General features: G+C 49.8%; 18 protein-coding genes and 2 pseudogenes. 13 read left to right on the top strand and 7 right to left on the bottom strand.

What is annotated here, in order from left to right; all coding sequences use genetic code 11:
- Nucleotides 1–92: 92 nt before the first annotated feature.
- The gene (gene hmpA / locus H7U12_RS04850; protein WP_186633792.1) at nucleotides 93–1304 is read left to right on the top strand and encodes an NO-inducible flavohemoprotein; all 1212 of its coding nucleotides are present in this window, start codon (nucleotides 93–95) and stop codon (nucleotides 1302–1304) included.
- A gap of 639 nt (nucleotides 1305–1943) precedes the next feature.
- Here the strand turns inward: hmpA and H7U12_RS04845 are convergent.
- On the bottom strand, nucleotides 1944–2249 hold the full coding sequence (locus tag H7U12_RS04845) for a hypothetical protein (RefSeq protein WP_186633789.1): 306 nt from the start codon (nucleotides 2247–2249) through the stop codon (nucleotides 1944–1946).
- 265 nt (nucleotides 2250–2514) lie between these two features.
- Here H7U12_RS04845 and H7U12_RS04840 point away from each other — a divergent pair, with 265 nt between their 5' ends.
- Nucleotides 2515–2937 (top strand): hypothetical protein, encoded by a 423-nt coding sequence (locus H7U12_RS04840; RefSeq protein WP_186633786.1) that lies wholly within the window; start codon nucleotides 2515–2517, stop codon nucleotides 2935–2937.
- A gap of 566 nt (nucleotides 2938–3503) precedes the next feature.
- Nucleotides 3504–3701, top strand: coding sequence for a hypothetical protein (locus H7U12_RS04835; RefSeq protein WP_186633783.1), 198 nt, complete (start codon nucleotides 3504–3506; stop codon nucleotides 3699–3701).
- Between the two features lie 150 nt (nucleotides 3702–3851).
- Here the strand turns inward: H7U12_RS04835 and H7U12_RS04830 are convergent, their stop codons facing one another.
- A complete protein-coding gene (locus H7U12_RS04830; RefSeq protein ID WP_186633780.1) occupies nucleotides 3852–4121 on the bottom strand; it encodes a hypothetical protein in 270 nt (89 codons plus the stop codon).
- A 288-nt stretch (nucleotides 4122–4409) separates the two neighbouring features.
- Nucleotides 4410–7892: a class I SAM-dependent DNA methyltransferase gene (locus H7U12_RS04825; RefSeq protein WP_186633777.1), complete on the bottom strand. Its 3483-nt coding sequence runs from the start codon at nucleotides 7890–7892 to the stop codon at nucleotides 4410–4412.
- 182 nt (nucleotides 7893–8074) lie between these two features.
- On the opposite strand from H7U12_RS04825, the gene H7U12_RS04820 reads away from it, so the two are divergent.
- A complete protein-coding gene (locus tag H7U12_RS04820) occupies nucleotides 8075–9214 on the top strand; it encodes a hypothetical protein (RefSeq protein ID WP_186633774.1) in 1140 nt (379 codons plus the stop codon).
- 223 nt (nucleotides 9215–9437) lie between these two features.
- On the opposite strand, the gene H7U12_RS04815 is transcribed toward H7U12_RS04820, so the two are convergent.
- From H7U12_RS04815 to H7U12_RS04805, 3 genes are all read right to left on the bottom strand, one after another.
- Nucleotides 9438–9980 (bottom strand): hypothetical protein, encoded by a 543-nt coding sequence (locus H7U12_RS04815; RefSeq protein ID WP_186633771.1) that lies wholly within the window; start codon nucleotides 9978–9980, stop codon nucleotides 9438–9440.
- 301 nt (nucleotides 9981–10281) lie between these two features.
- On the bottom strand, nucleotides 10282–10506 hold the full coding sequence (locus tag H7U12_RS04810; RefSeq protein WP_186633768.1) for a hypothetical protein: 225 nt from the start codon (nucleotides 10504–10506) through the stop codon (nucleotides 10282–10284).
- 130 nt (nucleotides 10507–10636) lie between these two features.
- Nucleotides 10637–11860, bottom strand: coding sequence for an ankyrin repeat domain-containing protein (locus H7U12_RS04805; protein ID WP_186633766.1), 1224 nt, complete (start codon nucleotides 11858–11860; stop codon nucleotides 10637–10639).
- 1078 nt (nucleotides 11861–12938) lie between these two features.
- Here H7U12_RS04805 and H7U12_RS04800 point away from each other — a divergent pair.
- From H7U12_RS04800 to H7U12_RS04780, 5 genes and pseudogenes are all read left to right on the top strand, one after another.
- Complete coding sequence (locus H7U12_RS04800; protein ID WP_186633763.1) at nucleotides 12939–13391, top strand: helix-turn-helix domain-containing protein; 453 nt, start codon at nucleotides 12939–12941, stop codon at nucleotides 13389–13391.
- A gap of 200 nt (nucleotides 13392–13591) precedes the next feature.
- Nucleotides 13592–13957, top strand: coding sequence for a hypothetical protein (locus tag H7U12_RS22960; RefSeq protein WP_377164463.1), 366 nt, complete (start codon nucleotides 13592–13594; stop codon nucleotides 13955–13957).
- Nucleotides 13958–14287: 330 nt separating this feature from the next.
- A pseudogene (locus tag H7U12_RS22955) lies at nucleotides 14288–14365 on the top strand (hypothetical protein); the annotation flags it as partial.
- Between the two features lie 79 nt (nucleotides 14366–14444).
- The gene (locus tag H7U12_RS22950; protein WP_186633757.1) at nucleotides 14445–14945 is read left to right on the top strand and encodes a recombinase family protein; all 501 of its coding nucleotides are present in this window, start codon (nucleotides 14445–14447) and stop codon (nucleotides 14943–14945) included.
- A 701-nt stretch (nucleotides 14946–15646) separates the two neighbouring features.
- Nucleotides 15647–16906, top strand: a complete 1260-nt coding sequence (locus tag H7U12_RS04780; protein WP_186633752.1) for a DUF6377 domain-containing protein — start codon at nucleotides 15647–15649, stop codon at nucleotides 16904–16906.
- A 108-nt stretch (nucleotides 16907–17014) separates the two neighbouring features.
- Here the strand turns inward: H7U12_RS04780 and H7U12_RS04775 are convergent.
- Nucleotides 17015–17714 (bottom strand): annotated as a pseudogene (locus H7U12_RS04775) (IS1 family transposase).
- 656 nt (nucleotides 17715–18370) lie between these two features.
- Between H7U12_RS04775 and H7U12_RS04770 the strand changes: the two are divergent.
- The 4 genes from H7U12_RS04770 (at nucleotide 18371) to H7U12_RS04755 (ending at nucleotide 26191) form a co-directional block, all read left to right on the top strand.
- On the top strand, nucleotides 18371–21316 hold the full coding sequence (locus H7U12_RS04770) for a SusC/RagA family TonB-linked outer membrane protein (RefSeq protein ID WP_206683871.1): 2946 nt from the start codon (nucleotides 18371–18373) through the stop codon (nucleotides 21314–21316).
- 18 nt (nucleotides 21317–21334) lie between these two features.
- On the top strand, nucleotides 21335–22849 hold the full coding sequence (locus H7U12_RS04765) for a RagB/SusD family nutrient uptake outer membrane protein (protein ID WP_186633743.1): 1515 nt from the start codon (nucleotides 21335–21337) through the stop codon (nucleotides 22847–22849).
- A gap of 30 nt (nucleotides 22850–22879) precedes the next feature.
- The gene (locus tag H7U12_RS04760) at nucleotides 22880–24349 is read left to right on the top strand and encodes a SusF/SusE family outer membrane protein (RefSeq protein ID WP_186633739.1); all 1470 of its coding nucleotides are present in this window, start codon (nucleotides 22880–22882) and stop codon (nucleotides 24347–24349) included.
- A 99-nt stretch (nucleotides 24350–24448) separates the two neighbouring features.
- A complete protein-coding gene (locus H7U12_RS04755; protein ID WP_255897519.1) occupies nucleotides 24449–26191 on the top strand; it encodes an endo-dextranase in 1743 nt (580 codons plus the stop codon).
- Nucleotides 26192–26306: the final 115 nt, after the last annotated feature.

The raw sequence follows: 26306 nt of genomic DNA, 5'->3' as shown, positions 1-26306 counted from the left end.
ATAATAAAAGATATTTTTGTCCTTTATTATCTGGTGCTTAAATTTACTCCCCAGGAAAAAGGATAACCATTATATAACTATAATTCAATGAGATGACGACAGAGCAGAAAGAATTGGTAAGGGGAACGGTCCCCATCCTGAGGGAGCACGGCGTGGCGCTGACCACCTACTTCTACGACCGCATGCTCACCCACAACCCAGAGCTGAGGAACGTATTCAACAGCGCCAACCAGCGGACCGGCGCCCAGCCCACCGCCCTGGCCATGTCCGTGCTGGCCTACGCCGAGCACATCGACAACCCGTCGGTGCTGGCCCAGGCGGTAAGCAGGATCGCCAACAAGCACGTGAGCCTGGACATAAGGCCGGAACAGTACGCCATCGTGGGCAAGCACCTGCTGGCCTCCATCGGGGAGGTGCTGGGAGAGGCGGCGAGCCCGGCGCTGCTAGAAGCCTGGGGTGCCGCCTACGGGCAGCTGGCCGACCTCATGATCGGCGCGGAGGCGGGACTTTACAGCGCCACCGTGGCCAAAGAGGGCGGGTGGAGCGGGTGGCGCCCGTTCTCAGTCCAGCGGAAAGTAAAAGAGTCGGAGGAAATCACCTCCTTTTACCTATACCCATCCGACGGGGGCAAAGTGGCGGATTTCCTGCCCGGCCAGTACATCAGCGTCCGCCTGTTCGTGCCCAAGCTGAAGGTGTTCCAACCCAGGCAGTACAGCCTCTCCTGCGCCCCGAACGGGGAGTACTACCGGATCTCCGTGAAAAAAGAGCAGGGGAACCGTGAACGTCCCGAGGGCTTCGTCAGCCACCTGCTGCATACCCGTATCCAGGAGGGGGATATCGTCGAGGTGACCCCACCGGCCGGTGATTTCACCCTTGACCTAAGCAAACCCACCCCATTGGTCTTCATCAGCGGGGGTGTGGGACTAACCCCTTTCATGGGCATGCTGGAATACCTTATCCAGTCTGGCAAGGGAATGGCCAGGCCAATCACCTGGGTACACGGCTGCCGGGGCTACGCCGTGCACGCCTTCCGGGACACGGTTCGGGAGCTGAGCAGAAGCCATGGTGCGATGTCCGTGCATACCTTCTATGACCGGATCGAAAAGGAAACGGAAGACGATCACTACGAGGGGTACGTGGACCTAAACAAAGTGAAAGACGCCATCGTGCCCGGGGCGGACTACTATATCTGCGGGCCGGGGGTGTTCATCAAGAAGCATTTCGAGTACCTGCGGGCCAAAGGGGTGGAGCCGCAGGCCATCCACTTCGAGGAATTCGGCCCGGCCATCCTGGTCGTGAAGTAGAAGGGAAATCCCTGGCAGATCCTTGATGCCCTTGCACCCTCCCTCACCCGTTCTTCGGTGAGGGAGGGTGCAAGGGCAATGCCCCACCTCTACAGTCAAAGGCGCATCGCAAGGGAGCTAAGGCTGGTCAGCCCCTGGAAAACAACGGGAACCGTGAAGGCATCCCAGCCGGAGAATCAAGTATTGCCGGTTCCTGGTTTTTCCGGATAAACCGGGTGGGTACGAATACCTGGGGTATTTATACCTCTCTTGCCGACAGCCTTTACAATCCCAAGGACGAGAGGAAAAAACCATCAGGAATCACCCTCACCTGCCAATCATTCGGATAGACCCCCTAAAAGCATTGTTCCCCGTTACCGCCCTTTGAACCAAGAGAAGCCATTCAGGCGGCCCAATCTCACCTGTATTGGTTCTTAGAAACATGGCACGCAGGTAGGGGAACATCCAGCGCGCCGTGTTTTCCCCGGAATTTCCCGCAACGCCTTCCCTGGCAGGGCGGGTAACTCTCCCAATGGAAAAGGGTTTGCCTAGACTGGGTAGACAACCATAGGCAAATAGCCATTTGTAGCTTCTACCTGGCCATGATTGTGGAAATGAAGATTCTGCCTTCCCCTTTCATTTTTGGAAGGACAGGGCCGGCTACGGCTTCTGGAACAAGGCCTCTTTGGCAAGAAGATTCCCCAGGGCGAACCTTGTGACCGTGAAGGCCTGGGCGTCTTTCCCCTGGTGTGCCAGGCCTTCGGCGACCGACAGGCTCTCCAGAACCCCCGACACCAAAAGGGCTGTCTCCCCATGGTGAGTATCGAAGTGAATGGTGGAGATGGTTTTCCTGACCTGGTCCAGCAGGCCAACCAACCTCCCGCGGCTCGCTTCCCCCGACTGATATTCTTTGGCCTCCCTAAGCAGGAGGCCCAGCAACAAAAATTGGTTCTCGTTCCTGCGCATCTCATAATTGTCGTCCCGAGAAAACCCCTCTTTCCTTGACAGAGTTCCACCTCGCCGCCGGTTTGCGGATAGTTTTCCCGAAGGCAGTACCCGGGAACATACCCGATGTGACTATGGCCCTGGGTAAATTTCTGTTGGTGGGTGATACTTGATATATGGTATTAACCATCTTGAAATCGCTACATTTGCAGCCCCCCGGGCAAGCCTCGCACAAGCCAAGCGCCACCGAAACCGAGATTCAGACCAAGACACTGGAAAGACTACCATGAAAGACGCAACGCCGGCGGAACTGCAGGACATGGAGGTGCTGGCCTCCTCCGACAGCTATGTGCTGCAATACTCCCCCGCACTCAGCCTAGGCCGCCTGGAGTTCACAAAGAGGCCCACGGGCGTGGAGTACCAGGCCGCCATCTCCCATTTCTGCGACCAGGTCCTAAAGCGCGGGTTCCGCCTGATGCTGTTCAACAACCTCAAGGCGGGGTTCATCTCCCAGGAGGAGAAGGTCTGGAGCCGTTTCTACATCGAGAACCTGCTGCCCAAGAGCGCGCTGCGGAGGATGGCCTCCGTGACGGGGGGCAACCTCATCCAGCGGATGATCATCTCCGACATGCACCACCAGGGCAGGCACCCTTACCAGCTGGACTGCTTCTCCTCCGAGCGGGAGGCCCTGGCTTGGCTCCTGGCCTGAGTGGAGGGAAGGGTTTCGGCGGGGAGGTCAGGGTTCCCCCCTGCTGCCATTCTCCAGGTGGCTGTTTTTTAGGCAATATCACCTCTCGGAGGCGGAAAACATGAGGGTACTGGCGGGGACCATCAGGGACTACGACGTGAAAAGTTTTTGGCCGATGCCGCCGGGACACAGTTGCCCCTAGGGAAAACGACGCCTGTAGGGTTCTGTTTAATTATGTTATCAAAACATTAAACACAATAAGGCAAGTTTCTTTTCCCTTTGGTTCCTACTCCCCCAGTATGTCCAATTCTTCCCCGCAACAGCCTTGCCGGCCATAAGCCGGCAAGCACCCTCTTGCCCTCCGGGAAATCCGTTGTGGTTAAGGAAGGAGTGGCTGTAGGATATTTCAACAACCACCACACCGCTTGCCGCGGCGGATTCACCCATTTCGGGAAAGGTAATTCCACGGGGGATAAACCACAGCCACAGGACCGGTAAAAAGCGGGCTAGCCGTACAAACACCAAAACAAAGTAAGTGTTTGTACGGTTTTGGCTGTGCGTATATCCTGTGTCACCAAAACCCTGCGATGGAAAAGCTTCCAATAAAACCCAAGGAGAGCATAAGCAAGACGGAGAAAGGCAGCAAGAAGCCCACTGGATGCTTTCTGCTGCTCAGGCAAGGGGTTGTGGAGGGTAGTTTCGATAGCTTCTACTCTGCCTGCCAGCACGGCCTGGGCAAATACGGTTCATCCGAATTCCTGGTGAGAAAAGAGGGTGAGGAGTAGGCCGTTCCCTCTCTTCCCTGCGGGGCGATTCCAGCCTCCGGCGGTTTATTGGCGTATCCCTGGTAAGCGCTTCACAAGGCTAGCTTGCCTTTACACGGCCGGGGCGCGATCCCCGCTAACCTGGTGCGGAAGGGACAGGGCCGCTTCCCCTCAGGCCCGGATGGCGGCAATCCAGTTGGCGGCCTCGCCGTAGGTCCGGAACTGCCGCACCTCCACGCTCGCCCGGTACCTGTTCCTCAGCTCCCGGACCTCCTCCCCGAACATCGCGCGGTTACCCTCGTCCTGCGAGATGATGCGGGCCACTTTCCTCAGGCGGGAGGCGGCGACGGCCGGGGCCAGCTGCCGGATGATCTCCCGCTGCAATCCCGCGATGAGTTCGCTGCGGCGAGTTTGGCCAACTTCTGTGCCGGGTGTCGGCATGTTCCCGTCCGGAAAATATTGCTCCCGGATCTGGATGAATTCCTTCTCTATTTCCCTTCTCTTTTCCTCCTCCACCAGCACAACTGTTATGGAGAAGTGGGTATCTTCCGGGGTATCGATGCCGAACCCATGGGATCCTGACTCGCTGACAAATCCGATTTTGGCCATTGCTGCTTTTATAACTGATTTACCAATTTTGCTCCCTTTGCTTTGACAGAGAAATCTGCTAATATTTTTATAGTTAGTAGCTAAAGTACTAAAAATGATAGTCTTTTCAAGTGCTTAACCTTATCTCACATACTGGTCCTGTTCCGTCTTGCGCAGCAAGCCCAGTCCATGAAGGGTTTGCAGGAGATTGTCAATTGATTGCAGGCGCTTTGGGTGCTGGGCTTTAGGCACGGGCTTGAACTGCTGGGCTAAGTCCTGTGCCGTAGCGGGACGCTCATGCAGCTGCAGGGCACGCTGTACGGCTTGCGCCTGCTCGGCCAGTGTCTTGGGCCAGGTCAACACCTCTTTAGCAGAAGTTTTAACTGTTTTGGCTGTGGTTTCTATGCCTATATCTGCCTGCTGGTTGCCCTGCGGGTTCTGGTATTCTGGGCGAAGCCACCTGATAAGGCCACGGGCTTCCTCTTGGGCGCGCTCTTTGTTTAGGACCACTAGCCGTTCCAGAATCTCTTCCTCAGAAAGGTAGGCGGGCCAGCCGTAGGCATCGGCCACAGCGACGTCCAGTTCTAGGTGCAGTTGCAGCAGAATGCTCACCAGTCCCTGCTCATGCGTTTTCTGCTCTTTGTCCGTCAGGGCCTTGCCGCTCTTCAGCTTTTCCAGCACGTTGTACATGTCTGTGATAGTGAGCGTGGGGTGCAGGGCCTGCCGATGCTTGCGGTGCGCATCCAGCTGCTCGGCAAGGTGGCGGATTTGCTCTTTTTGCGCCTCGGTAGCGGCGGGAAAAGGGAAAGTTTCAAAGCAGGCAGATTTAATGTATCTAGGTGTATTTCCGCCTAGATTACTTCCAGTAGCAATTGTCCAAACAACGTGAGTATGACTAGACAATACACCTAAAACGAAACTATCATTACTTGCAAAATTTATTAATGCGTCATCTGGAAGAACTTCTGAAGTTAAGAATTGAAATACTCTGTGCTTTGCAGTAACTACAGTAGCAATAAAACGGTCTAAACCTTCAAGTGTCTTTCTCAATTCTGTTCTTGGTTTTCCAAAAAGCCACCATAGTTTAGCATAGGCCGCACCATCCTTTGTATTTCCTTTGGCATCTCGTTCAGGTTTAACCCTTTCAAGCAACCATTGATAAACTTCTGGAAACCTACCTTTTACTTCCTCACTTGACAGACCAAATAAATCTATAATTTTTACTCCTCTAGGCTTATCTGTGAGGTCCCTCCCATTTCGATATGTCTTTATATAAGTTTCAAGGCCTTTATTACTTCCTAGTCCAATACTTGAAGCTTGTTCTTGAGTAACAATAAAACCAGAGCCATGTAGCTTTACACCAGGACTACTGATTTTTTCATTAGCCTTTAAAGGTACTGTAGAAGTTAAAGCAGCTCCAACTGATAAATCAGCTTGAATTTTCCCATCCCTCTCAGTAAAGGTAACATGCACCTCAACCCCATCAAGTTTAGCTTCAGATGCTACAGTTAAAAATCTGCCTATTGTCTCTCCTTTTTCAGCAGCAGTCATAGCAATTTCGACAGCCGCTCCATCAGCGCTATCTACCCAAGGATGGTCAGGTATGGCAAGCGTAATTGACAATGGAGGATTTGCCTGCATTTGAGCTTCAATCACACGTCTATTAAAGGTCTGCTTGATGCTATTTGTGGTAATAAATCCGAATCGCTCCGCTTTATCAGCACGCACAATTTCAGCGGCTTTATGCCACCAATACATCACGAAATCTGCACTCTCAGGGACTACATTCCTATAGGCTTTTCTTATAGCCTCTGTATAGCCATCGCCTAACGTCTCCCGCATCTTCTTTGCTCCAATAAAAGGAGGATTGCCTACTACGAAATCGGCTTCGGGCCAAGAGGCGGGCTTGGGGTTGAGGTAGTCGTAGACCACAGTGCGGGCGGTCTCGTCGGGCACCTCCTGCCTGGTGACCGGGTGCGCTTTGGTGCTGTGGCCATCCCAGCGGGTAACAGGCTGTCCGTTTTTGTCCAGCCTAGGCAGGCACCCGGAATAGCTCAGCACCGCGTCCTGCTGTTTAATGTTGCCGTACTCGCGCAGGATGGGGTTGCTCAGGCGCTGGGCGTTGCCGTGCGCCCGGAAGTGCCACTGCAGGTAACCGATCCAGAGCACCACGTCTGCGATGGCGGCGGCACGCGGGTTCACCTCCAGTCCCAACAGCTGCTGCGGGGTAACAGTATAGCCGCCCGTCATATCCAGGGTCTGCTGCCCCGGGAAGTGCGCCAGGTACTCAGTGACCTCACCTTCCAGCCGCTTAAGGTGCTCCAGGGTGACGTACAGAAAGTTGCCGCTTCCGCAGGCTGGGTCCAGCACCCGCACAGAGCACAGCCTTCTGTGGAAGTTCTCAATCTCCTTGCGGGCCCCGGTCTCGTCCCCGTTGTCCTCCAGGATAGCCGATGCCGTGCGGGCGGCCTCCCATTCCTCACGGAGCGGCTCAATAACGGTGGGCATGACCAGCCGCTCCACGTAGGCGCGCGGGGTGTAATGGGCACCCAACTTGTGGCGCTCCCGTGGTTGCAGGGCCCGCTCCAAAAGCGTCCCGAAGATGGCGGGCTCCACGTCCGCCCAACCGGCCTCGGCGGCCTGGATTAGCAACTCCAGCTGCGCCGCCGTAACAGGCAGCGCCTCGGGGTTCTTGAACAGATAGCCGTTGAACTGCGGAATAGTAGTGCGCAGCGCGGGGTCAAAGCCTCCCCGGTCCATGCTCTGCCACAAAGCCCTAAGCGCGTCCGGGAAGTGCTGCAGGTTCTGGCGGTAGTCTATCAACAGCTTAGTGAAAGACTGGTCCGGGAGCAGCTGCACATCCTCAGCGAACATGGTGAACAGGCAGCGCATCAAGAAACCGGCCACCTGCTCAGGCGTGTGTCCGGCCCCTTCCAGCGAGCTTGCCAGCTTAGCCAGCCGCTCGGCCAACTGCCGGGTCACGCGGGCGGCACGGCGGCTGGGGTCCAGCTCCAGCGGCTCGGTGAAGAGCAGGCGCAGGCGCTCCCGCACCTCGGGTTTATGTAGTTCTTCTAAAGTAATGCGGTAACTGATCGGATCCGGGAACGGCACGTAGGTCTTGCCCTGCCGCGCGAAGTCGGCGTACAGGTCTATGCAGTAACCTACATCCACCACGGCCAGGAACGGAGGCCATCCTTCGGTCGTAGGCAGTGACCTTGCGTAGCGCAGGGCTTGCTCCTTGGCCTTCTTCATCTCGCGCTCCCAGGTGCGGGTGTCACGGGTGGCGGTGCCGGTCTTGGTTTTTACCTTCTCCAGCCCTAGTAAATCGCCCTCGGTGACGGTGGCTTTGTCGGCGCCCTGCTTGGCCTCCAGCACAAAGCAGTCTTTCTTGTAGAGGTCTATGAAGTTGGTGCTGGTCCTTCCCTCCCCGTCATCGAAGACCACGGGCCGCTCAAAGGTGTAGGTGGCCTCGTGCACCTTGTCCGAGGCAGGCCTGGGCTTCTCCACGCCCAGCAGTTCGCAAAGCTCGGAAAGGAAAAGTTGGTAATTGGCCCGCTCGGAGGCACCGGAGGCTTTCCAACGGGAGATGAACTGGTCAGTGGCGGCTTGTGGGGTAAGGGGCATGTACGTTTTGCTGGAAAGAGCCTTTTGCGGTTAGGATGGGGGAAAAGGGTAGTTTTTGAGTGCCTGGTCTTCCGTGGAAAGATTCCGGCCTCTGCCAAAAATACTATCTTTTAATATATATTCTGTTTAAGATATAATGTATCATTGCGAAATAATGCATCAAATAAGCAGAGACCGTTCAAGTGAAGCACCTATTCCTGAATTTTATAATATTATCGTTTTTATTCCATTTTGCCAAGGCCGAGGTAGCACCCGTTGAGGTGGCGGAGCTGGCCCTGAATGTGCCTTCCCGGGAGACCCGGGAGGTGTACTATGGGTTTGAGGCCGGGGACGAGCTCATCTTTGAATTTTCCGATCCTTCCAGGAAAGGCTTAAAGCAGGTCGAGGTCGTGGAATACCCCTCTAACGTCCGATATTCCGGGCTTCAGGTGAACAGCGTCACCAAAGCCGTAAAGGTCAACAGGCGCGCGGTGTACCTGTTCCGTTTCACCAACTCCTCCCTGGCCAGCAGAGTGTGCAACGTTAGGATTAGCCGGAGACCGGCCACTGAGGAAACGGCGGGTTTCAACCCGGAGGTTGCCTGGCGGGAGGTTGCTGACACGTCCTACACCCTTTCGGCCAAGCAGGAGCTGGTGCGCTACGACACCACCTTCCACGCTGTCAAGAAAAGGGAGATAGCCAGGGTAGACACCATCGCACAGGAGCTGGTCTGCAAAAGCGAGCAGGTGGCCGCCCTCCTGACCATGGGAAAACCAAGCGAGTCCCTGATTTCCTTTTCCTTGCCTAAGGACAGGATAACTCCCTTTGAGACTTCGGAGGTTGTCTCCTGGGCTTATTGGATCGGGGTAGGCCAGGAAGGGCACCTGGCCTTTGAGGCCAATAAACGGAAGTACCTTCAGGCGCTCGGGGGGGTGGCGCATCTTTCAGGTAACCCGGTCGTCGGCTTGGCCCTACGACAGTTTAGCTTTCTGCCAACGGGGAACGCGGGGAGCAACGTGCACTACTATTTCATGCGGGATCCCGCCAGTGCCCAGGCCTTTCTCCAGTCCTATGACAATAAGGAGTTCCGGTATTTTGACAAGGGGAACGGGGTCTCCGGGTATGGCAGGCGCGAGGCGCCCCTGCAGGGCACGTTCTATGTGGGATTGCACAACGACAACGATTGGTATGACATCAATGTGACCGTGAAAATCGTGGCCGTCGTAGTTAGGAAGACGTACCGGGAAGTCACCGACAGGCAAGCGACCGTAATCCCTGTTTATGAGGCCAGAAGGTATAGGCAGCCTGTGGTAAGCGTTAAGAGAATGCCTTTTACCAGATAACCATGCCCATAGTGCCTGTTAGTTCTTTGGCCTTCCTTGACTATACCGCTGGTTATCATTGGTTATAATACCCCCGCCTGTGCCTTTCCCATGGTCGGGGTAAAGGGCGACTGTATAGCCCTTGACGAACCGCCGGATACCCGGCCTGGGCGTTCGGTGGTTTGGGATGCTCACCGTGGGGAATATTGCCCACGGCTGGTTACCCGATTGGGCGTTTGCTATTTTAGTGCCTATTGTCACAACTGATGTAGATGCTTTTTTCATTTTTATCCAAGAAAGATATATAAGGGCATCCAAATGAAATTGAGGTAAACCCTAAAACCACAGGTGGTTTGGCCTTGAAGAGATTTCCCGTCCATTGGTAAATACTGTTATAACTTTCTTTGCTATAGTTAAGCCTGGCAAGCTCAACTCCGTCTTCTTCAAAAAAGAACTCCTCATAAACTAATGCTTTTGTCCTTGCATGTAGTACCACAAGGCGCCTTGCAGAATTCATCTCATCACCCAGGTAGTCTTGGATAAAGTAGTGCAAGCTGTCATTTTCGAATACATAAGCATCTCCTATTCTTTTGTCTATTGTAGATTTATTGTCTTCAGCTTTCATCTTTATCTTCGGAAAGTTCCCAGGGTTGATTTTTCCCCAGGTAATGGGTTTCATTTGCCCTTTGACAAACGGATCTTCTTTACCGATGTATGCCACTGTATGATGGAAGTAAAAATCTTTGAATTTTGACAATGCCTTGGCATCTGCCTCAAAGCCAATCATATAAGCGGCTTGTGACAAATCTCCTTCCTAAGGGCTGATATAAGGGCTAAGGACGGCTACAACTTTTAACTCAGTGAGTGGGAGTACCAAAAAGTTATTTCCCTCATAGTCATAGATGAATAAACTGTCGCTTTTTGAAATCCTGGTCCTATGGTAGAATCTTTCTCTATACTTTCTATTTAGGACAAAATATGATAGGTCTTCTGTCTTCTTCTCTGAAATGTCTGGGATAGCTAAAGAGTCGGGATGCTCACTTAAAGGGTAGCTTTCTGACGCCGATATGAATACTGAACTTCTGTTGTCATTGATTTGGTGCATCCTTTGGGGCAACATACGCCTTGCTTTCAGTTGCCTCAAGGCTGTTTTCTGATTCGCTTTCTTGAGTGTTGCTTGGTTTTGTAATTTCAAGGATTTCTGTTTTGTTGGAGTTACCTTGAGTTTGGCATCCTATTAAAACGATAAGAAACAGTGATAAACAGCAAACATTTATTTTTGGCCTAATCCAATTAATAATATTTACCATCATAATATTTATGATTTATTTAATGACACCTGGCGGTTGGGTCAAAAAGTGCTTTAATGCTTTTCAGCCTTTGTTAGGCGTAGTATTTTTGAATTACAAACAAACTTTCTTGCTGTATTATTGCTATTGCCCTTTATCTATCCTTTGCAATGCGACCATTATAGAAGCTTCCACCCTTCTTATTAAGTATGTTTTTATCTGCACCATTTTCTAAAAGAAAGTCCACTAAGGCTGGGTTGTTGTCAAAATGCTTTGCCCTTATCAAGGCTGTATTACCATAGTTGTCGGTCGAGTTGATGGAAATCCCCCTATTAAGTAAATAACGGATGAACGCTATGTCTTTCTGAAAGACAAAATAAGGGTTGTTGGGCTTTTGGATGGGCAAGCCTTTTGCCTCAACCCACTCAACTAAGCCAATATCACCCCAGCCAAAGGTTTTATAATGCGCGTCAACGCCGTGGCTGTTTAAGTTTTTTAGAGTAGATCCATTATTTATCAGGAATCTGAACATGGCAGGGCTTTCCGCATAAAACAATGGTTGCCCTTCTTCCATGATGGATGAATATCCCCCTGGTTTGTCGGGCTTATTCAAGGGAGCGCCCCTTTGCAACAGTTTTTTTATACTGGTGGAATCGCTGTTCCGCACGAAAGAGTATAGCATCAAATCGTAGAACTCAAAATCTTTGAAAAGGATAGCGGGGGCTTTGTCAAGGATTAGGTCGGTTATCTCTTTTTTGTTGTACAGGTATTCGGAAGGGTAGATGTTTCTTTTTTTATGTTCCCAATAATCTATCTTGCCTAATGAAGCCCCGTGGGCAAACAGTAAATCAAACGCCTCCGCTGATTTCACAAAGCAGATAGGTGTCTTCTTATTATGGTCCGGTTTATGAATATTGGCCCCTTTCCGCAACAGGAATTCCATGATGGATACCTTGTTTTCCGAGGCAGCCGCACTGAGAATCGAGAGTCTCTCGGACGGGTTGCCTTTTGCTGAAAAGCTGATAACGGAATCAACGGAGACTCCCCTTTTGAGGATGGAATCTATCGGGGCGATATTGTTTTGGACGATAGCCCTCGAGATTATCTGGGCAGCTGTCGGAGGGTGGGTTTTCTTGGGTGGGAAGAGGCTGATAAGCGGCACACCCAGTCTTTCAACTGAGTCCATGAAGGCTATGTAGCTTTTCTCATCCATCCTGTACATGGCTGTCATGTACCTAACCACGAACTTGGCTTGTTTGGATCCCGGCTTTACCTCAAAGTCCTCTAAAAGCTTACTGTCTATAAAGGCAATGTCCTTTAAAGACAAGACCTCTTTAATCTTGTTTCCATTGTAATCATGGGTAGTGTTTCCACTCATCAAGTCTCCATAACAGGTTACATTGTCCGTTTTATAGTTTATCCGGACAGATTCACATCCACCCGCATTCCATGCTATTTTCCGATTCTTTAAATCAACCACGTAATAGGAGAATGTATCAAAAAGTAGTGCATAGTCCTGGTTTCGGAAAGGAATGACATGTAAATATTGATATTCGAATCCTAATTTATGATTGGTAACAGAGTTCCTCTTGAAACTATCAGCCCGAATTGAATTGCGGAGCATACTCAATCTGGAAGCATCAATGGGGATACCCGTTTTCAACCACCCCCTTTTGCCATTGATTTTAAGGTAGATATATTCAGATTGCGGAGTTATGATATAAGCTCCATATTTAGTATTCGCAGCGTTTATTTTAATGCTTTTAGCCGTTTTGGCAAAATACTCATCGGGGATGAAATTCTCAGGTTTAAGGTTGGCATCATGGGGTCTGGGAAATGTTCGCTTTCATGGAACAGATAACTTCCTGGCTTTACAACAATGTTAAAGCGAAAAATTGAATCCTCGTCATTTGCTGCCTTTTGACCAAGGCATGAACTTGCTAGGAACGTGAATATCACTAATGCAAAATAAAACACTTTACTGCACCTCATATTGCTGGAGTGAATTTATTGGATATAATACTAATACTAGGTTTTGCTTGATGCTTGAATATTTCACCCACAGGTTAAAGGATTATGATAGTTTGCAGTAGTAGAGGATATATATCTATATAGATATATATCCTCTCTAGGACTTTCTTAATCTTATTTGTTTTTATTTCGCTCAGCTACTGTGTATAGGGAGGACATCTAGTTATTGGCACTTTGGTTGGAGTCCAGAAAGCTGTTTCTCCCCATCCTCCTGCACCAGAATATAGGTCATGCCTTCCCTTTTATATCTGCTTCCAATATAACCATTTTACAAAGATTTTCATACGGACCTTCAATTCCCTCCAGCCCAACATAGTGATGTGGGTGGGGCTCTCAGCCGACCCAAGTAATATGGCCTAATCAAACAAAACTTTTGTTTCGTTTATTTCGTTTATTTGGTATCTTTAAACGAGATAGGTACCGATATGGAAGCATTAATTGAAAAACCGACCCGACAAGACCAGAAATTGGCTTTTGACTCTCTTATGGGGTTCAAAAGGGCAATCGCTGAACGGGAGTCCGCAGACGTTATCAAAATCCTGATACAGGAAAGTGGGGAATCTATCTCCCTCCCCCGGAAGGCGCTGGAGTTGCTTTCCTTCATCCTGTCGAACATGGCAGAGGGAAAGGCTATCTCCCTGATCCCCTCGGAGGCGGAGGTGACTACCCAGCAGGCGGCGGACATGTTGAACGTGTCCAGGCCCCATGTCGTCAAGCTGCTGGAGCAAGGCGCTATCCCTTTCAAGAAAGTCGGGAGCCACCGCAGGGTCCTGCTGGAGGATCTGCTGAAGTATGAAGCAGAACTGGAGGAACGCAGAAGCAGGAACCTGCAATTCCTGGCGCAGCAGGCACAGGAACTGAACCTGGGCTACGAATGATCCATTCCCCGAAGTTCATTGCCCTACTGGATGCTTGCGTACTTTATCCTGCCCCTATCAGGGACTTGTTGCTCCACTTGGCCAGTGTTGGTCTATATACCCCCAAGTGGACGTATCAAATCCATGAGGAATGGATCAGAAACCTTCTGTTGAATCGTCCTGATCTTAGTAGGGAACAATTGGAGAGAGTGCCTAATGTCATGAATAACTCCTTTCCTGATGCCTCGGTGGAAGGGTATGAGGATCTGACCGGCTCGATCGCGCTGCCTGATGAGGGCGACCGGCATGTCGTGGCGGCGGCAGTCCGGTGCCATGCGGATGTGATTATAACCGCCAACCTGAAGGACTTCCCAAGTGAGTATCTGCGCCGGTTTGACATGGAGGCGCAGCACCCTGATTACTTTATCGCTAATTTAATTGACTTGGATCCGGATAAGGGCTTAAGAGCGTTCCGTACCCAGGTGTCCTTCCTGAAGAACCCACCTAAGTCAGAAGCAGAGGTCTTGGGGATCTTGAAAAAAGTAGGCCTTGAGACTACTTCTGCCAAACTGCACCGATTGATTTGAAGCCTCTCCCCTACTAAAATAGGGCTCGCTTTGTATACAGGTTTATCTGTGTACTTTCCCAAGGCGCTTTGTGGCATTGCCACCCTCTTCTAATTGCCTTTTGCGGATGTGGGCGGGCGCAGCCCTATCGGTATTCCTGTTGCTTCATGCTGAGCTAAGTGAAGTCAAATTTGCCTGAAGGTGTGTCAAAATAAGTATATCCAAAATCACCCCGCTCAAGGCTCTGCAATAGGCAGAAATCTATGCCTGTTTCTGTGTCACAAGAAGCTATAGCTTTTATTGATACGATTACTATATTTGGGCTTGGGGTCAATAATCCTTCCCACTTACATGAAAGCAGCCCTGTGTCTGCGGGTATCCACCGCAAAACAGAACACCGACCGCCAACTGACGGAACTCACGGAGTATGCTTTAGGGCAGGGCTTCCAGGTAGCCTACACTGCCTGTGAGGCGGTCTCCGGCACCAGGAACATACACACGCCCCGGCATGGAGAAGGTGCTAGAGATGGCCAGAAAAGGCGAAATCACGGAGGTGGTCTGCCTGGAGCTGTCACGACTGGGGAGGGACACCATGGACGTGCGCAGCCTCATCCTGGAACTAGCCGAATCAGGCGTCTGCACCCACGTGGTGAACAGGAACCTACGCTCGCTGGACCACAAAAGAAAGGAAGACAATGTCACCATGATGGTGCTGGGCAACCTGGCCGATTTGGCGGAGATGGAGCGCGAGTCCACCGTAAAGAGGATTATCTCGGGCCAACAGGAGGCAAAGCGCCAGGCAAGGCACATCGCCAGACCCAAGGGTTCGATGAAGAGCGCGGAGAGGTTACTGCAGGAGAACAGGAAAGTGGTGGAGTACCTCAGGGAGGGCAGGTGCTCCATCAGGCAAATCACCACCTTATGCGCCGTCTCACCCAACACGGTTATGAAGGCCAAGCGAACCATTAGTGCGGAAAGTGCAGGTAGTACTGCGATGCCGAACCAGTAATAAATCCACCGACCATATGAGAGTCTGCAGCAGATTACATGGATTTGATTGGTAGTCGCAATTTCAGATTTCCATAGCCACTTGCTGCATGGATGAATCAACCCTCCGCATGAAAAAACGGACCTACCCAGTCTGATCCAAGGCGTTCCAATCTGGTCAACATACCCCCACCCCATAAATACCAAGCACCCAAAGAAGAAGCCCAGATACTACTTGTTGAGGGAGTATTTACTAACTTTACAATTACCCTTTGTTATCCTATAAAATCACTCCGTTCGTCAGTATTCATGAAGAGTTGGTATGTTGTATTATCCTTATTTTTCTTTTTTCTATCAACTCCATTAGTTGTTTTGTCGTCATCGAGTACTGATAGCTTACTCAATGATCTAACTAACACAATAAAAAATAATAACAGGTACATAGATCAAAAGAACAATCAACTCAATAGGCTCAAAAAGAGCCTTAAGGAGACCACTTCACCACTTCATCAATTTGCTCTCTATGATAAACTGGTATATCAGTATAGAGCCTTCAAATATGATTCGGCTTTTGCGTATGCGCTAAAACTGCAGGAAGTAGCCAGAGACCTGAACGATCCTGTCAAGATTACGCATGCTAAGCTGAAGCTGAGCTTTATCCTAGTTTCTTCCGGCATGTACAATGAGGCGCTGGATTCACTGGAGACCATTAGGATGGTGAATATGCCTGACAGTATCAAGGTAGACTACTACGCCCTTAAGTCACGGGCGTACTACGACTTGTCTGGCTATACACAAGATACCTACTATTCCGCACGCTACAGGAACAAAGGTGAAGCCTATGTAGACTCCGCCTTAGCAATGCTCACCGGCAGTGATCTGCGGTTCCATGCCCTGAATGGGATGCGATCGGAGATAGCTGGGAAACCAGACGAGGCGCGTGACTACTTTCAGACCATTCTAGACAGGTTCCACCCCTCGCTAAACCAATATGCCATGGCGGCAAACTCCCTGGGCAATATCTACTACAACAAAGGTGACAAGGAAAAAGCCATTGAAATGATGGCCAAGGCCGCCATAGCCGACCTGAAAGGCTCGGTGAAAGAAGGTGTGGCGCTCATGACCCTTGCGGAGTTCCTCTACAAAACCGGCGATGAGGTAAGAGCCTATGAGTACATCAAACAGGCTTTGAAAGATGCCACCTTTTACGGGGCCAAACAACGCACTATTCAGGTAGCAGCCATTCTGCCTATTATTGAGGGCGAGCGTCTGATTACGGTGGAAGGGCAGCGCCAACGGCTTTACGTCTACGCCATCGTGGTTACCGTATTGTCCTTGTTGGTGCTGGTCTTCGCCTACATCATCTTCCGGCAATTGAAACAGCTGCGAGAGACAAAGCGAACCCTTACCGAGGCGTTTGACAAGTTGCAGAAAACGAATGATGAGTTGGTGAAAGCCAAGCAGACCCTGACTGATGCCTATGACCAACTGCGTGAAACCAATGATAAGTTGGTTGAGGCAAACGTGATTAAGGAGGAGTACATTGGCTACTCGTTCAACTTCCAATCCACGTACCTGGACAAGATAGACAAGTTCAAGAAGTCCATTGACCGCAAACTCATGGCTAAGAAGTATGACGAGATAGGTCATGCCATGAAGAGCATCAATGTGCAGAACGAGCGCGAGTTGCTGTTCCAGAGTTTTGATCAGACCTTCCTGAAACTGTTCCCTAACTTCGTCTCCACTTTCAACTCCTATTTCAAGGAGGAAGACAAAATCAGGCTCAGAGACAAGAATTCCCTCAACATTGAACTCAGAATCTTTGCGCTCCTGCGCTTGGGCATTACAGACCACGAGCAGGTGGCTCAATTCCTAGACTACTCCGTGAGAACCATCTACAACTACAAAACCAAAGTCAAGAACCGGTCTATCTTGCCTAATGATAACTTTGAGGAGAAAATCATGGAGATAAAGGCCTTTTAGACTGGGCTAGAGAATCTCTGAAACCACCCCAAACCAAAAAAGCAAACCCCTTTTCGGACTCTTTTTTTGAAAAGAGCCCGAAAAGGGGTTTGCTTTTTTGGTTGTGGTCTATAATGTATGATGGTTTCGGTAATAGAATACTAGCTTCATAGCACTGTGATGATTCTGTTTTTTTAGAGAAGCAGGCCGTTTTTCTGACCAATCTTCTGTTTCTAGTTCTCAGGCACAGGTTCACGCCTTCAATGTTTCTGGTGGATTCCTTTCCAACCATGTGCTTTTCTTTTGGCAGTACTTTGGTGAAAGCCGGCCAGTCATCGGTGCAGAACCTTCCGATGTCCAGCGCCTGCAACTGCTTGTATAGCTTTGCGACTGTGTGCTGGCCGCGGTTTCCCCAGCTCCAGGCCAACACCTCGTCCGTTTCGGGCGCGTAGGCGTTTAAGAACCATCTTTTGCACTTCTTCCTCTGCCCCACAAACGTCCACACCTCGTCTATCTGCACCTGGCCGTAATGCCGGAGCCGGGGGATTACCTGCAGGCTGTCCGCCTTCTGCCTGAGCCACCTGAGCACGGTCTGCCAGTGTACGCCGGTCACCTTTTCAATGTCCCGGATGCCCGAGTTTCTGACCAGCATCCGCAGCACCAGGCCCTTCACCTCAGGTCGGCATCCTGCTTTGCGGTACCCATGCTGGAACTGCCTGCCGCAAGCACGGCACAGAAAGTTCTGCCTGCCCGTGCGCTTTACCCCGTTTCTTACTACCTTCAGACTGTGGCAGTAGGGGCAGTTTACCTGGATAGTTATCTCGCACATAACTTCCTGTCAACACCCTTGCTGCCATACCTACTCCAACATCATACCTTCTAGACCACAACCCCTTTTTTACCCAGTTCCAAGCTGTCAGCTGAGAACCTCTTGGAGTTTTGGTACATACTGATTCCTTTTGCTGACAAAATGTATTTTTTGAGATTTTGTTAAAACCAATGCGCTGGCAATGCTTCCCCAGAAGAGCCTAAATCTAGGTCCAAAAAGTTAAGAATGTTCTAAAAATCAACAGCAAGTAGCCTCGCCAAACTATAAATCATTTACTTTTTCCTTTCACTTAAAAGGGTGACTATAGTATTTAATTGATTAGTAATTAACTAGTTAAATACAGTATACCTTTGAAAATAGTTACTTTCTATTTCACTTTCTTCTAGTTGGCTGATAAGAATCTCAAATTTGTCAACAGGAAGTAAGTACACTCCTCCCTTGCCTCATTTCTGTTTCTCCTTTGTGAGTATCCAAGCCTCAGAATTAACAAAATGACAATTTTGAATAAATAACATAATCTACTTCACACCTATATGACCAAACTTTTAACTCAATGGCCGCCAAAGCTCGGTTCTTTTGTGGCAAGTGCATTTTGCAGGAATGGATCCTGGTCCTACGGATACCGCCAGATGGCTGTACTATTAGGCTTTCTTCTGATGGCTGTACCCACTCTGGCTCAAAGTAGCCGCTCTGTGTCTGGAACAGTAAAAGACGCTACCGGTACTGGGCTTCCCGGGGTTTCAGTAGTAGTGAAGGGCACCACTATAGGAGCCTCCACTGATGGTACAGGGAGCTTCAGCCTTTCTGTACCAGAAACTGGTGGAACGTTGGTGTTTACGTACATAGGGTTCGTGACGCAGGAAGTGTCCGTTACTTCGCAATCTAGAATAGAGGTAGTCCTGCGGGACGACGCCAAAGCCTTGGATGAAGTAGTGGTAGTTGGTTACGGTACCCAAAACAGAAGGGAAATAACTGGTTCTGTTTCCTCGGTGAACATGGAAGAAACCCGGTCACTTCCGGTACCAGATGCGGGTCAGGCCTTGCAGGGACGCGCCGCCGGGGTACAGGTAGTGGGTTCAGGGGCTCCGGGCAGCAACGTAACTATTAGAGTAAGAGGTACTGGTACTATTGGGAACAGTGATCCCCTCATTGTGATCGATGGCGTACCCACTGACCTTCCGCTGAATGCCATCAACCCAGATGACATTGCCACCATGGACATCCTGAAAGATGCCTCTGCTACTGCTATCTATGGCTCAAGAGGTGCCAATGGGGTAGTACAGATTACCACCAGAAGAGGTACTGACAAAGGACGTCTGGAATTTAAAGCATATACGGCCGTACAGCAAGCCACTAATATGGTGGAGATGTTGAACTCTGCCCAATTTGCTGCTTTGCACAATGAGATTATGGCTAATAATGGTCAGCTTCAGAACCCGGCCTATGCTGATCCTGCGGCAATTACTACCAATACAGATTGGTTAGGTGAATACTTCCAATCGGCACCGCAGCAGAACTATTCTCTTTCTTACTCAGGTGGTACCGAGAAGTCTAACTACTATGCATCTGGTACCTACACAGACCAACAAGGGATTGTGATCAATAACCGGTACAAACGGTACACCTTAACCCTCAACAGCGAAAATAATTTTGTCAAGTGGTTTAAACTTTCCAATAATCTGTTATTGAGCCATGACAAAAAAAGCAGTGGGTCCATAGATATCAGGAATGCCATGGCAGCCCTGCCGGTTCAGCCGATCTACAACCCTGATGGCACTTGGTCTGGCCCGGAAGGCCAAAGCAGCTGGTATGGCGATGTGCGCAACCCCATAGGCCAAGCGCTCATCAATGACAATACTACAACCGGTTACAATGTATTAGGCAACCTTAGCGGAGAGTTCCTTATTCTGCCGCAGTTAACGTTCAAAACTACACTAGGTATTCAAGCTGCCTTTTGGGACAGCAGAAGTTGGTCGCCGCAATATGCTTGGAAACCTATTGCCAATGAGTTTAGCAACCTTTATCAGGGATCTAACAAAAGCATCACCAAACTTTGGGACAATTACCTTACCTATAATGCCACATTTGGGGACAAGCACCATCTTACCATTCTGGCAGGAACTAGCGCCCAGGACAACCGCTATGACCAAATCAATGCCGCCGGTCAGGACTTCATCAGTGATGATGCCCAGCAGCTGGACAATGCCACTTTAACTCTTCCTTCCGGCGGAAACGCCAGTGATTGGGCCCTGTTCTCGCTTTTAGGGCGGGTGAACTACAACTATAATGACAAATATTTACTTACCGCCAACATCCGCCGCGATGGCAGCAGCCGCTTCGGGCCTAACAACCGCTATGGTACCTTCCCGTCTGCCTCGGCTAAGTGGCGGATCTCAGAAGAAAGCTTCTTGAAAGAAATAGGTTGGTTAAGTGATTTATCATTAAGGGTAGGTTACGGTATTACCGGTAACCAGAACATTGGCAACTATGCTTATGCCTCCCGATTAACCATTGGGGAAGCAACATTCAACAACACTGTGGTAAACTCAGTGGTACCAGTGGTGCTGCCAAACGCAGACGTACGCTGGGAAGAAGTGGAGCAGTCTAATATCGGTTTAGACCTTGCTTTCTTAAATGGCAGAATAAACGTGACGGTAGATGCTTACCTGAAAAATACCAATGACATGTTGGTGCCTATGAACGTGCCTGTAACCACTGGGTATTCAGACATCTTTGTGCCGAGTATCAACTTCGGGAAGGTCCGGAATAAAGGGCTTGAGTTTGCTGTAAATACCCAGAACCTGACCGGCGCAATAGATTGGAGTACGAACTTCAACTTCTCCATCAACCAGAACGAGGTTCTGAACCTGAACGGCGATGTGCCTTTGTACGGGGGTATCGGGCAGATTAACCGTCAAAAAGTGGGCTACCCTATCAACTCGTTCTACGGCTTCATTATGAATGGAATTTTCCAAACCCAAGAAGAAGTAGACAACTATGCCCGCCAGCAGCAAGGCGCTGACCCATTCAACAGCACCGCCCCTGGGGATGTCAAGTTCCTGGACATCAATAACGACGGCCAGATCACTGATGCGGACCGCACCTACATTGGCGACCCTAACCCACGGTTCACCTTTGCCATGAACAACACCGTGGCTTGGAAAGGATTTGATTTTACTCTGTTCCTGCAAGGGGTGGAAGGCAATGACATTTTCAACGCCAACAGAATCTTCCAGGAAGGCATGGCGGTGGCGCAGAACCAGACCACGGCCGTCCTAGGCCGCTGGACCGAGTCTAATCCCAGTACCACCATGCCACGGGCGGTTTTCAACGACCCAAACAAGAACACCAGAAACTCTACCCGCTTTATTGAAGACGGTTCTTACCTGCGGGTAAAAAACGTGACCCTGGGTTATACCCTGCCGCAAAGCCTTACTCAAAAGGTGAAAATGAGTTCCGCCAGAATCTATGTATCGGGACAGAACCTGTTCACCTTCACAGATTACACCGGGTTTGACCCAGAAGTGGGTACCAGCGGGGTAGACCTGAGTGTGTATCCATTGTCCAGAACCCTGAGTGCTGGCATCAACATTGGTTTTTAATCCTTTAAACGAACGAGCATGAAATCATTTATAAAATATACGGCGGCCCTATTGCTCACCTTGGGGCTTGGAAGCTGCGAAGATTACCTAGACAGAACCCCCTTAGACACTATTAACCCGCAGAATTTCTACAAAACAGAGAAAGATGCCATTGCGGCCATTAATGGTGCTTACCAGCCCTTGATGTGGCCCAAGCTGTACAATTTCCAGATTTGGGGATCAGACATCTGGGCGGGTAACAGCATTGTGGGAGCTGGGGGCGGTACCGATGGGATCGGGACGCAGGATGTCTCCAACTTTGTGCTGACCACCGCCAACGAGGCCGCCCTAGACTTATGGCGGGGTCCTTCCCCCGGAATCCTGCGGGCCAATGTGGTTTTGAAATACGTACCAGCCATTGAAATGGAGGAAGGCTTGAAGAACCGCATACTGGGTGAGGCCAAGTTCTTGAGAGGTCTCTACTACTTTATTCTGGTTAGGGCGTTTGGGGACGTTCCTTTGATCACCGATGCTCCCGATACTCCAACCCAAGAATATCTTTATCCTTCGCGTACACCTAAAGAGCAGGTATATGCCCAGATTGTTCAAGATTTAACCGAGGCCATTGAATTATTGCCAACAAGAGAAACGTACTCCGGCGCCGATATCGGACGTGCATCTAAAGGTTCTGCCACTGGCTTATTGGCCAAGGTGTACCTGACGTTAGGCGATTATGCCAAAACCGTGGAATTGTGCGAGCAAGTGACCGCTCTGGGATACACCTTGAATCCGGACTACAGTACCAATTTCAACCCTTTAACTGAAAACGGACCTGAATCCCTTTTTGAGGTACAGTACGCTGGCAAAGTGAACACCGCTGATTTCTTTGGCGGCAATGAGCAGATGGCCTCCTGGGTGAGCACCTTCACGGGGCCTAGAAACGCCAACATGGTAGCGGGGGGCTATGGCTGGAACCAGCCTACCCAGGAGTTCGTGAACCAGTATGAGGCGGGTGATCTAAGAAAAGACAAAACCATACTGTATGAAGGCGGCCCTGATTTTGACGGGCAGGTGTACAAGAAATCATACTCCGTGACGGGCTATAACCTGCGCAAATTCCTGGTGCCTAAGTCTGTCTCCCCGGAATACAACACCAACCCAGCCAACTTCCCTGTTTTGCGCTATGCCGATGTTCTCTTGATGCAAGCCGAGGCCCTTAATGAATTGGGTAGAACGACAGAAGCACAGGCCCCGGCAATCAACATTAACAGCGGAGGTCCTTTGAACCGGGTACGCCTGAGAGCAGGACTGCCAAATATCACCGGACTTAATCAGGCTACTCTGAGGACGGCCATCAGAAAAGAGCGTCGTGTTGAACTGGCCTTTGAGGGGCAACAGTGGTTTGACATCATCCGGTATGACAATGGACAGTATTTTGTGCCTTACCTGCACTCCCTAGGCAAGACAAACGCCAGCACCAAGCACATGCTTATGCCTATCCCGCAGCAGGAAGTAACGGCAAACCCTAACCTTGTTCAAAACCCTGGTTACTAACCTTTGGCCTATTTATTCTCATAGACAGATATGGAAAATATTTTAATCCTTCCTAAAAGAGCAAGCTGGTTCTCTGCCGTGCTGCTACTACTGGTCACCTTATTAGGGGTCTCTTGTAAAACCGATATTTACGACGAGTTTGACCAAGGTGTAAATGCACCCCTAGCCCTTTCTACCAGCAAGGAGAGCGTGGTCCTGCAGGAAACCATAGCAGCCAGTGAAGCCGTGGCCTTCAATTGGACTACCGGCTCTAACTATGGCACCAACAATTCAATTTCCTATACCCTTTACCTGGACCGGCAAGGAAACAATTTCCAGAACGCTGTGGTAGCCGATATGGGCAAAGCCAGCTTCCAGAAGAAGTACAGTGTTAAAGAATTTAATGATCTTTTGCTAGGCCTAAATCTTACCCCTGGAGTGGAGACCACAATAGAAGCTAAAGTAGTTTCTAAAGTTTCCGGCACAGATTTATCAGACTCCACTAGTACCACGTTGAAAGTGACTCCTTACCAACCAGTCTCTACCACCTTGTACTTGATTGGTGACGCCACACCAAATGGCTGGAGTGCCGATAATGCCACCCCCCTAACGTTGAATCCCTCCTCCCCAGGCAGATTTAGCTGGCAGGGCAGGCTTAAAGCCGGGTCTTTTAAGTTCATCACTACCAAAGGTGCTTTTCTGCCTTCTTACAACAAAGGTGCTACGGAAAACTTGTTGGTTTATCGCACCTCAGACAGTGAGCCAGATAACCAATTCACCATTACAACCCCAGGACTGTATAGTATCTCTATTAGTCTTCTGGATAAGACCATCTCCATTGAAGAAGGCTCTGCGCCACCTTACTCAGAACTCTGGATAGTGGGGGATGCTACGCCAAACGGTTGGAACATTGACAACCCCAATAAGCTGCGGGTAGATCGGTCAAACCCGTACGTGTTCACCTACAATGAAGTGCTGAAAGCCGGTGAATTTAAGTTTCCAACCTCCACCGGCAACTGGGGAACTGACTTCTATATGCCCTTAACCAATTATCAGGATTTGTCTCTGACAGGAGTTCAACTCGTGAGAGGCGGCAGCCCAGACCTGAAGTGGAAAATCACTACGCCAGGGGCTTACAAGATAAAGCTGGATCTGGAAACCATGAAGATTGACATCAAGCCGTTCACCCCTCCTACCCAAATCTGGTTTGTAGGGGACGCTACTCCAAACGGGTGGGATATAGGCAATGCCACGCTGCTGGTTAGTGATGCCGCCAACCCCAATATTTTCACTTACACCGGTGCGCTTAAAGCGGGAGAGTTTAAGTTCCCGCTGCAGAAAGACTTCAGTGGCGATTACTATATGCCCATAACTGCCAACGAAGATGTTACCGGCACAGAGATGAAATTTGTACCGGGTGGTCAGCCAGATAACAAATGGAAAATCTCTGCTGCACAGGCCGGCAACTACAAGATCACCATTGATGTATTGCACGAGACCATCAAATTTGAAAAACAATAGTCTTTCCTTACTTACATGACACCGGTCTTTCCTCCAGTAGGAAGGCCGGCATCAAATTACCATATTATGACATCTAAACTTTTTTGGTCTTGTTTGCTTGTGCTGTCAACAGGATTTGGTTGCAAAGAAAGCAATAGTGATGCTGACCCCACACCCGTTGAAGTTCCGGCAAACTCTGGTACTCCGGCGTACGGTAACGTAGCTATCTCCACTGATAAAGCAGCCTATGCACCTGGCAGTGACATTACTTTTACGGTAGATTTCTCCAGGTTACCCGCCAACGTAAAAGTCAGATACAAATACCTGGACCAAGTGGTAAGTGAAGCATCGGTAACGGCTGGTACCTGGACCTGGAAAGCACCCACCACAGATTTCAGGGGCTATCTGGCCGAGGTGTTTAGCACTGCCAATGACACAGAAACTATACATGCCACTATAGGGATAGATGTTTCCTCAGACTGGATCAAGTTCCCGCGGTACGGATTTGTGTCTAAGTTTCCTCAGTTGAATAATGAAGAAATAAAGGCAGTTACCACCAATCTGAACCGGCACCACATCAACGGTATCCAATTCTATGACTGGCACAACAAACATCATATGCCGCTCCCAATGAATGGCTCCACCCCGGCCAATACGTGGAAAGACATCATCAACCGTGATATCTACTTCAACACCGTTGAAAAATACATCAGCAGCGCTCATGGCTTCAATATGAAAGCCATGCAGTACAACTTGATCTATGGGGCTTGGGATAACGCCGAAGCAGATGGCGTGAGTAGGGAATGGTTTGTGTACAAAGACAACACCCGCACTAACAGAGATTTCCATCCGCTTGGCTCTCCGTTCCTAAGTAACATCTACCTGCTAGACCCTTCCAATACCGGCTGGCAGCAGTACCTAATCAACCAAAATAAGAAAGTGTACCAGGCCCTGGCGTTTGATGGTTTTCACATGGACCAACTAGGCAACAGAGGCACTACTTTCAAATACGATGGAACTGCATTAAATCTAGCTTCTACCTTTAAGCCGTTTATCAATGCGGTAAAAGCTGAGTCGCCAAACAAATACGCCGTTCTAAACGCAGTAGCTCAATACGGACAACAAGGGATAGCAGAATCTAATGCAGATTTCCTTTATACCGAGGTCTGGAGCCCGTTTGACACCTATAATGATCTAGCGAACCTAATCAAGCAGAACAACACTCTTAGCAACAACACCAAGAATACCGTACTGGCGGCCTATGTGAACTACGATTTGTCTAAGAACGCAGGCTTCTTTAATACGCCCTCGGTCCTAATGACTAATGCCGTAATCTTCGCGTTTGGCGGTTCCCACCTGGAACTAGGAGAACACATGCTTGCCAACGAGTACTTCCCTAACAGCAATCTGGTGATGAAGCAGGATCTTAAAAATGCCATGGTCAACTACTATGACTTTCTGGTGGCCTACCAAAACTTGCTGCGCGATGGCGGTACGTTCAACAATGTGACGCTCTCCTCTACTGATGGCAAGATGAGCATAACCAACTGGCCAGCCTCCACAGGAGCAGTAGCGGCGGTTGGCAAGCAGGTAGGCACTAGTCAAGTCATCCACCTGATCAACTTCAAAAATGCCAAAACCCAGAACTGGAGAGACAACACAGGCATCCAGACGGCACCCCTTCAGGTAAAGGATTCCAAGCTAACATTCACGGCCTCAGGTACAGTGAAGAAAGTATGGTGCGCATCACCCGATAACATTGGCGGCACTTCCAGGTCACTGAACTTTGCTCAGAACGGTAACAGTGTCAGCTTTACGCTACCGGAACTACAGTATTGGAGCATGATTGTGGTAGTATATTAAATTTTAAACCTAAGTACTTGGGTTGCTATCGATGGCAATCTCTTGTTCTTGGTAGTTCTCGTTTTAGAGCTGTTTTATTAAAAACAGTTCTAAAACAGATTACCTCTCTATAAAA

This window comes from Rufibacter sediminis, from assembly GCF_014269285.1.
Taxonomy (GTDB): Bacteria; Bacteroidota; Bacteroidia; order Cytophagales; family Hymenobacteraceae; genus Nibribacter; species Nibribacter sediminis.
Note: the sequence above shows the minus strand (reverse complement) of the source record. Positions and strands in the feature narration are given on the sequence as shown.

Excerpts from the sequence above, each read along its gene's own strand:
- hmpA (WP_186633792.1), top strand. The coding sequence starts at position 93 with ATGACGACAGAGCAGAAAGAATTGGTAAGGGGAACGGTCCCCATCCTG.
- H7U12_RS04765 (WP_186633743.1), top strand. The coding sequence starts at position 21,335 with ATGAAATCATTTATAAAATATACGGCGGCCCTATTGCTCACCTTGGGG.
- H7U12_RS04800 (WP_186633763.1), top strand. The coding sequence starts at position 12,939 with ATGGAAGCATTAATTGAAAAACCGACCCGACAAGACCAGAAATTGGCT.
- H7U12_RS04760 (WP_186633739.1), top strand. The coding sequence starts at position 22,880 with ATGGAAAATATTTTAATCCTTCCTAAAAGAGCAAGCTGGTTCTCTGCC.
- H7U12_RS04770 (WP_206683871.1), top strand. The coding sequence starts at position 18,371 with ATGGCTGTACCCACTCTGGCTCAAAGTAGCCGCTCTGTGTCTGGAACA.
- H7U12_RS04840 (WP_186633786.1), top strand. The coding sequence starts at position 2,515 with ATGAAAGACGCAACGCCGGCGGAACTGCAGGACATGGAGGTGCTGGCC.
- H7U12_RS22950 (WP_186633757.1), top strand. The coding sequence starts at position 14,445 with ATGGAGAAGGTGCTAGAGATGGCCAGAAAAGGCGAAATCACGGAGGTG.
- H7U12_RS04810 (WP_186633768.1), bottom strand. The coding sequence starts at position 10,506 with ATGATGGTAAATATTATTAATTGGATTAGGCCAAAAATAAATGTTTGC.
- H7U12_RS04835 (WP_186633783.1), top strand. The coding sequence starts at position 3,504 with ATGGAAAAGCTTCCAATAAAACCCAAGGAGAGCATAAGCAAGACGGAG.
- H7U12_RS22960 (WP_377164463.1), top strand. The coding sequence starts at position 13,592 with ATGAATAACTCCTTTCCTGATGCCTCGGTGGAAGGGTATGAGGATCTG.
- H7U12_RS04830 (WP_186633780.1), bottom strand. The coding sequence starts at position 4,121 with ATGCCGACACCCGGCACAGAAGTTGGCCAAACTCGCCGCAGCGAACTC.
- H7U12_RS04780 (WP_186633752.1), top strand. The coding sequence starts at position 15,647 with ATGCCTGACAGTATCAAGGTAGACTACTACGCCCTTAAGTCACGGGCG.
- H7U12_RS04805 (WP_186633766.1), bottom strand. The coding sequence starts at position 11,860 with ATGAGTGGAAACACTACCCATGATTACAATGGAAACAAGATTAAAGAG.
- H7U12_RS04845 (WP_186633789.1), bottom strand. The coding sequence starts at position 2,249 with ATGCGCAGGAACGAGAACCAATTTTTGTTGCTGGGCCTCCTGCTTAGG.
- H7U12_RS04815 (WP_186633771.1), bottom strand. The coding sequence starts at position 9,980 with ATGATTGGCTTTGAGGCAGATGCCAAGGCATTGTCAAAATTCAAAGAT.
- H7U12_RS04825 (WP_186633777.1), bottom strand. The coding sequence starts at position 7,892 with ATGCCCCTTACCCCACAAGCCGCCACTGACCAGTTCATCTCCCGTTGG.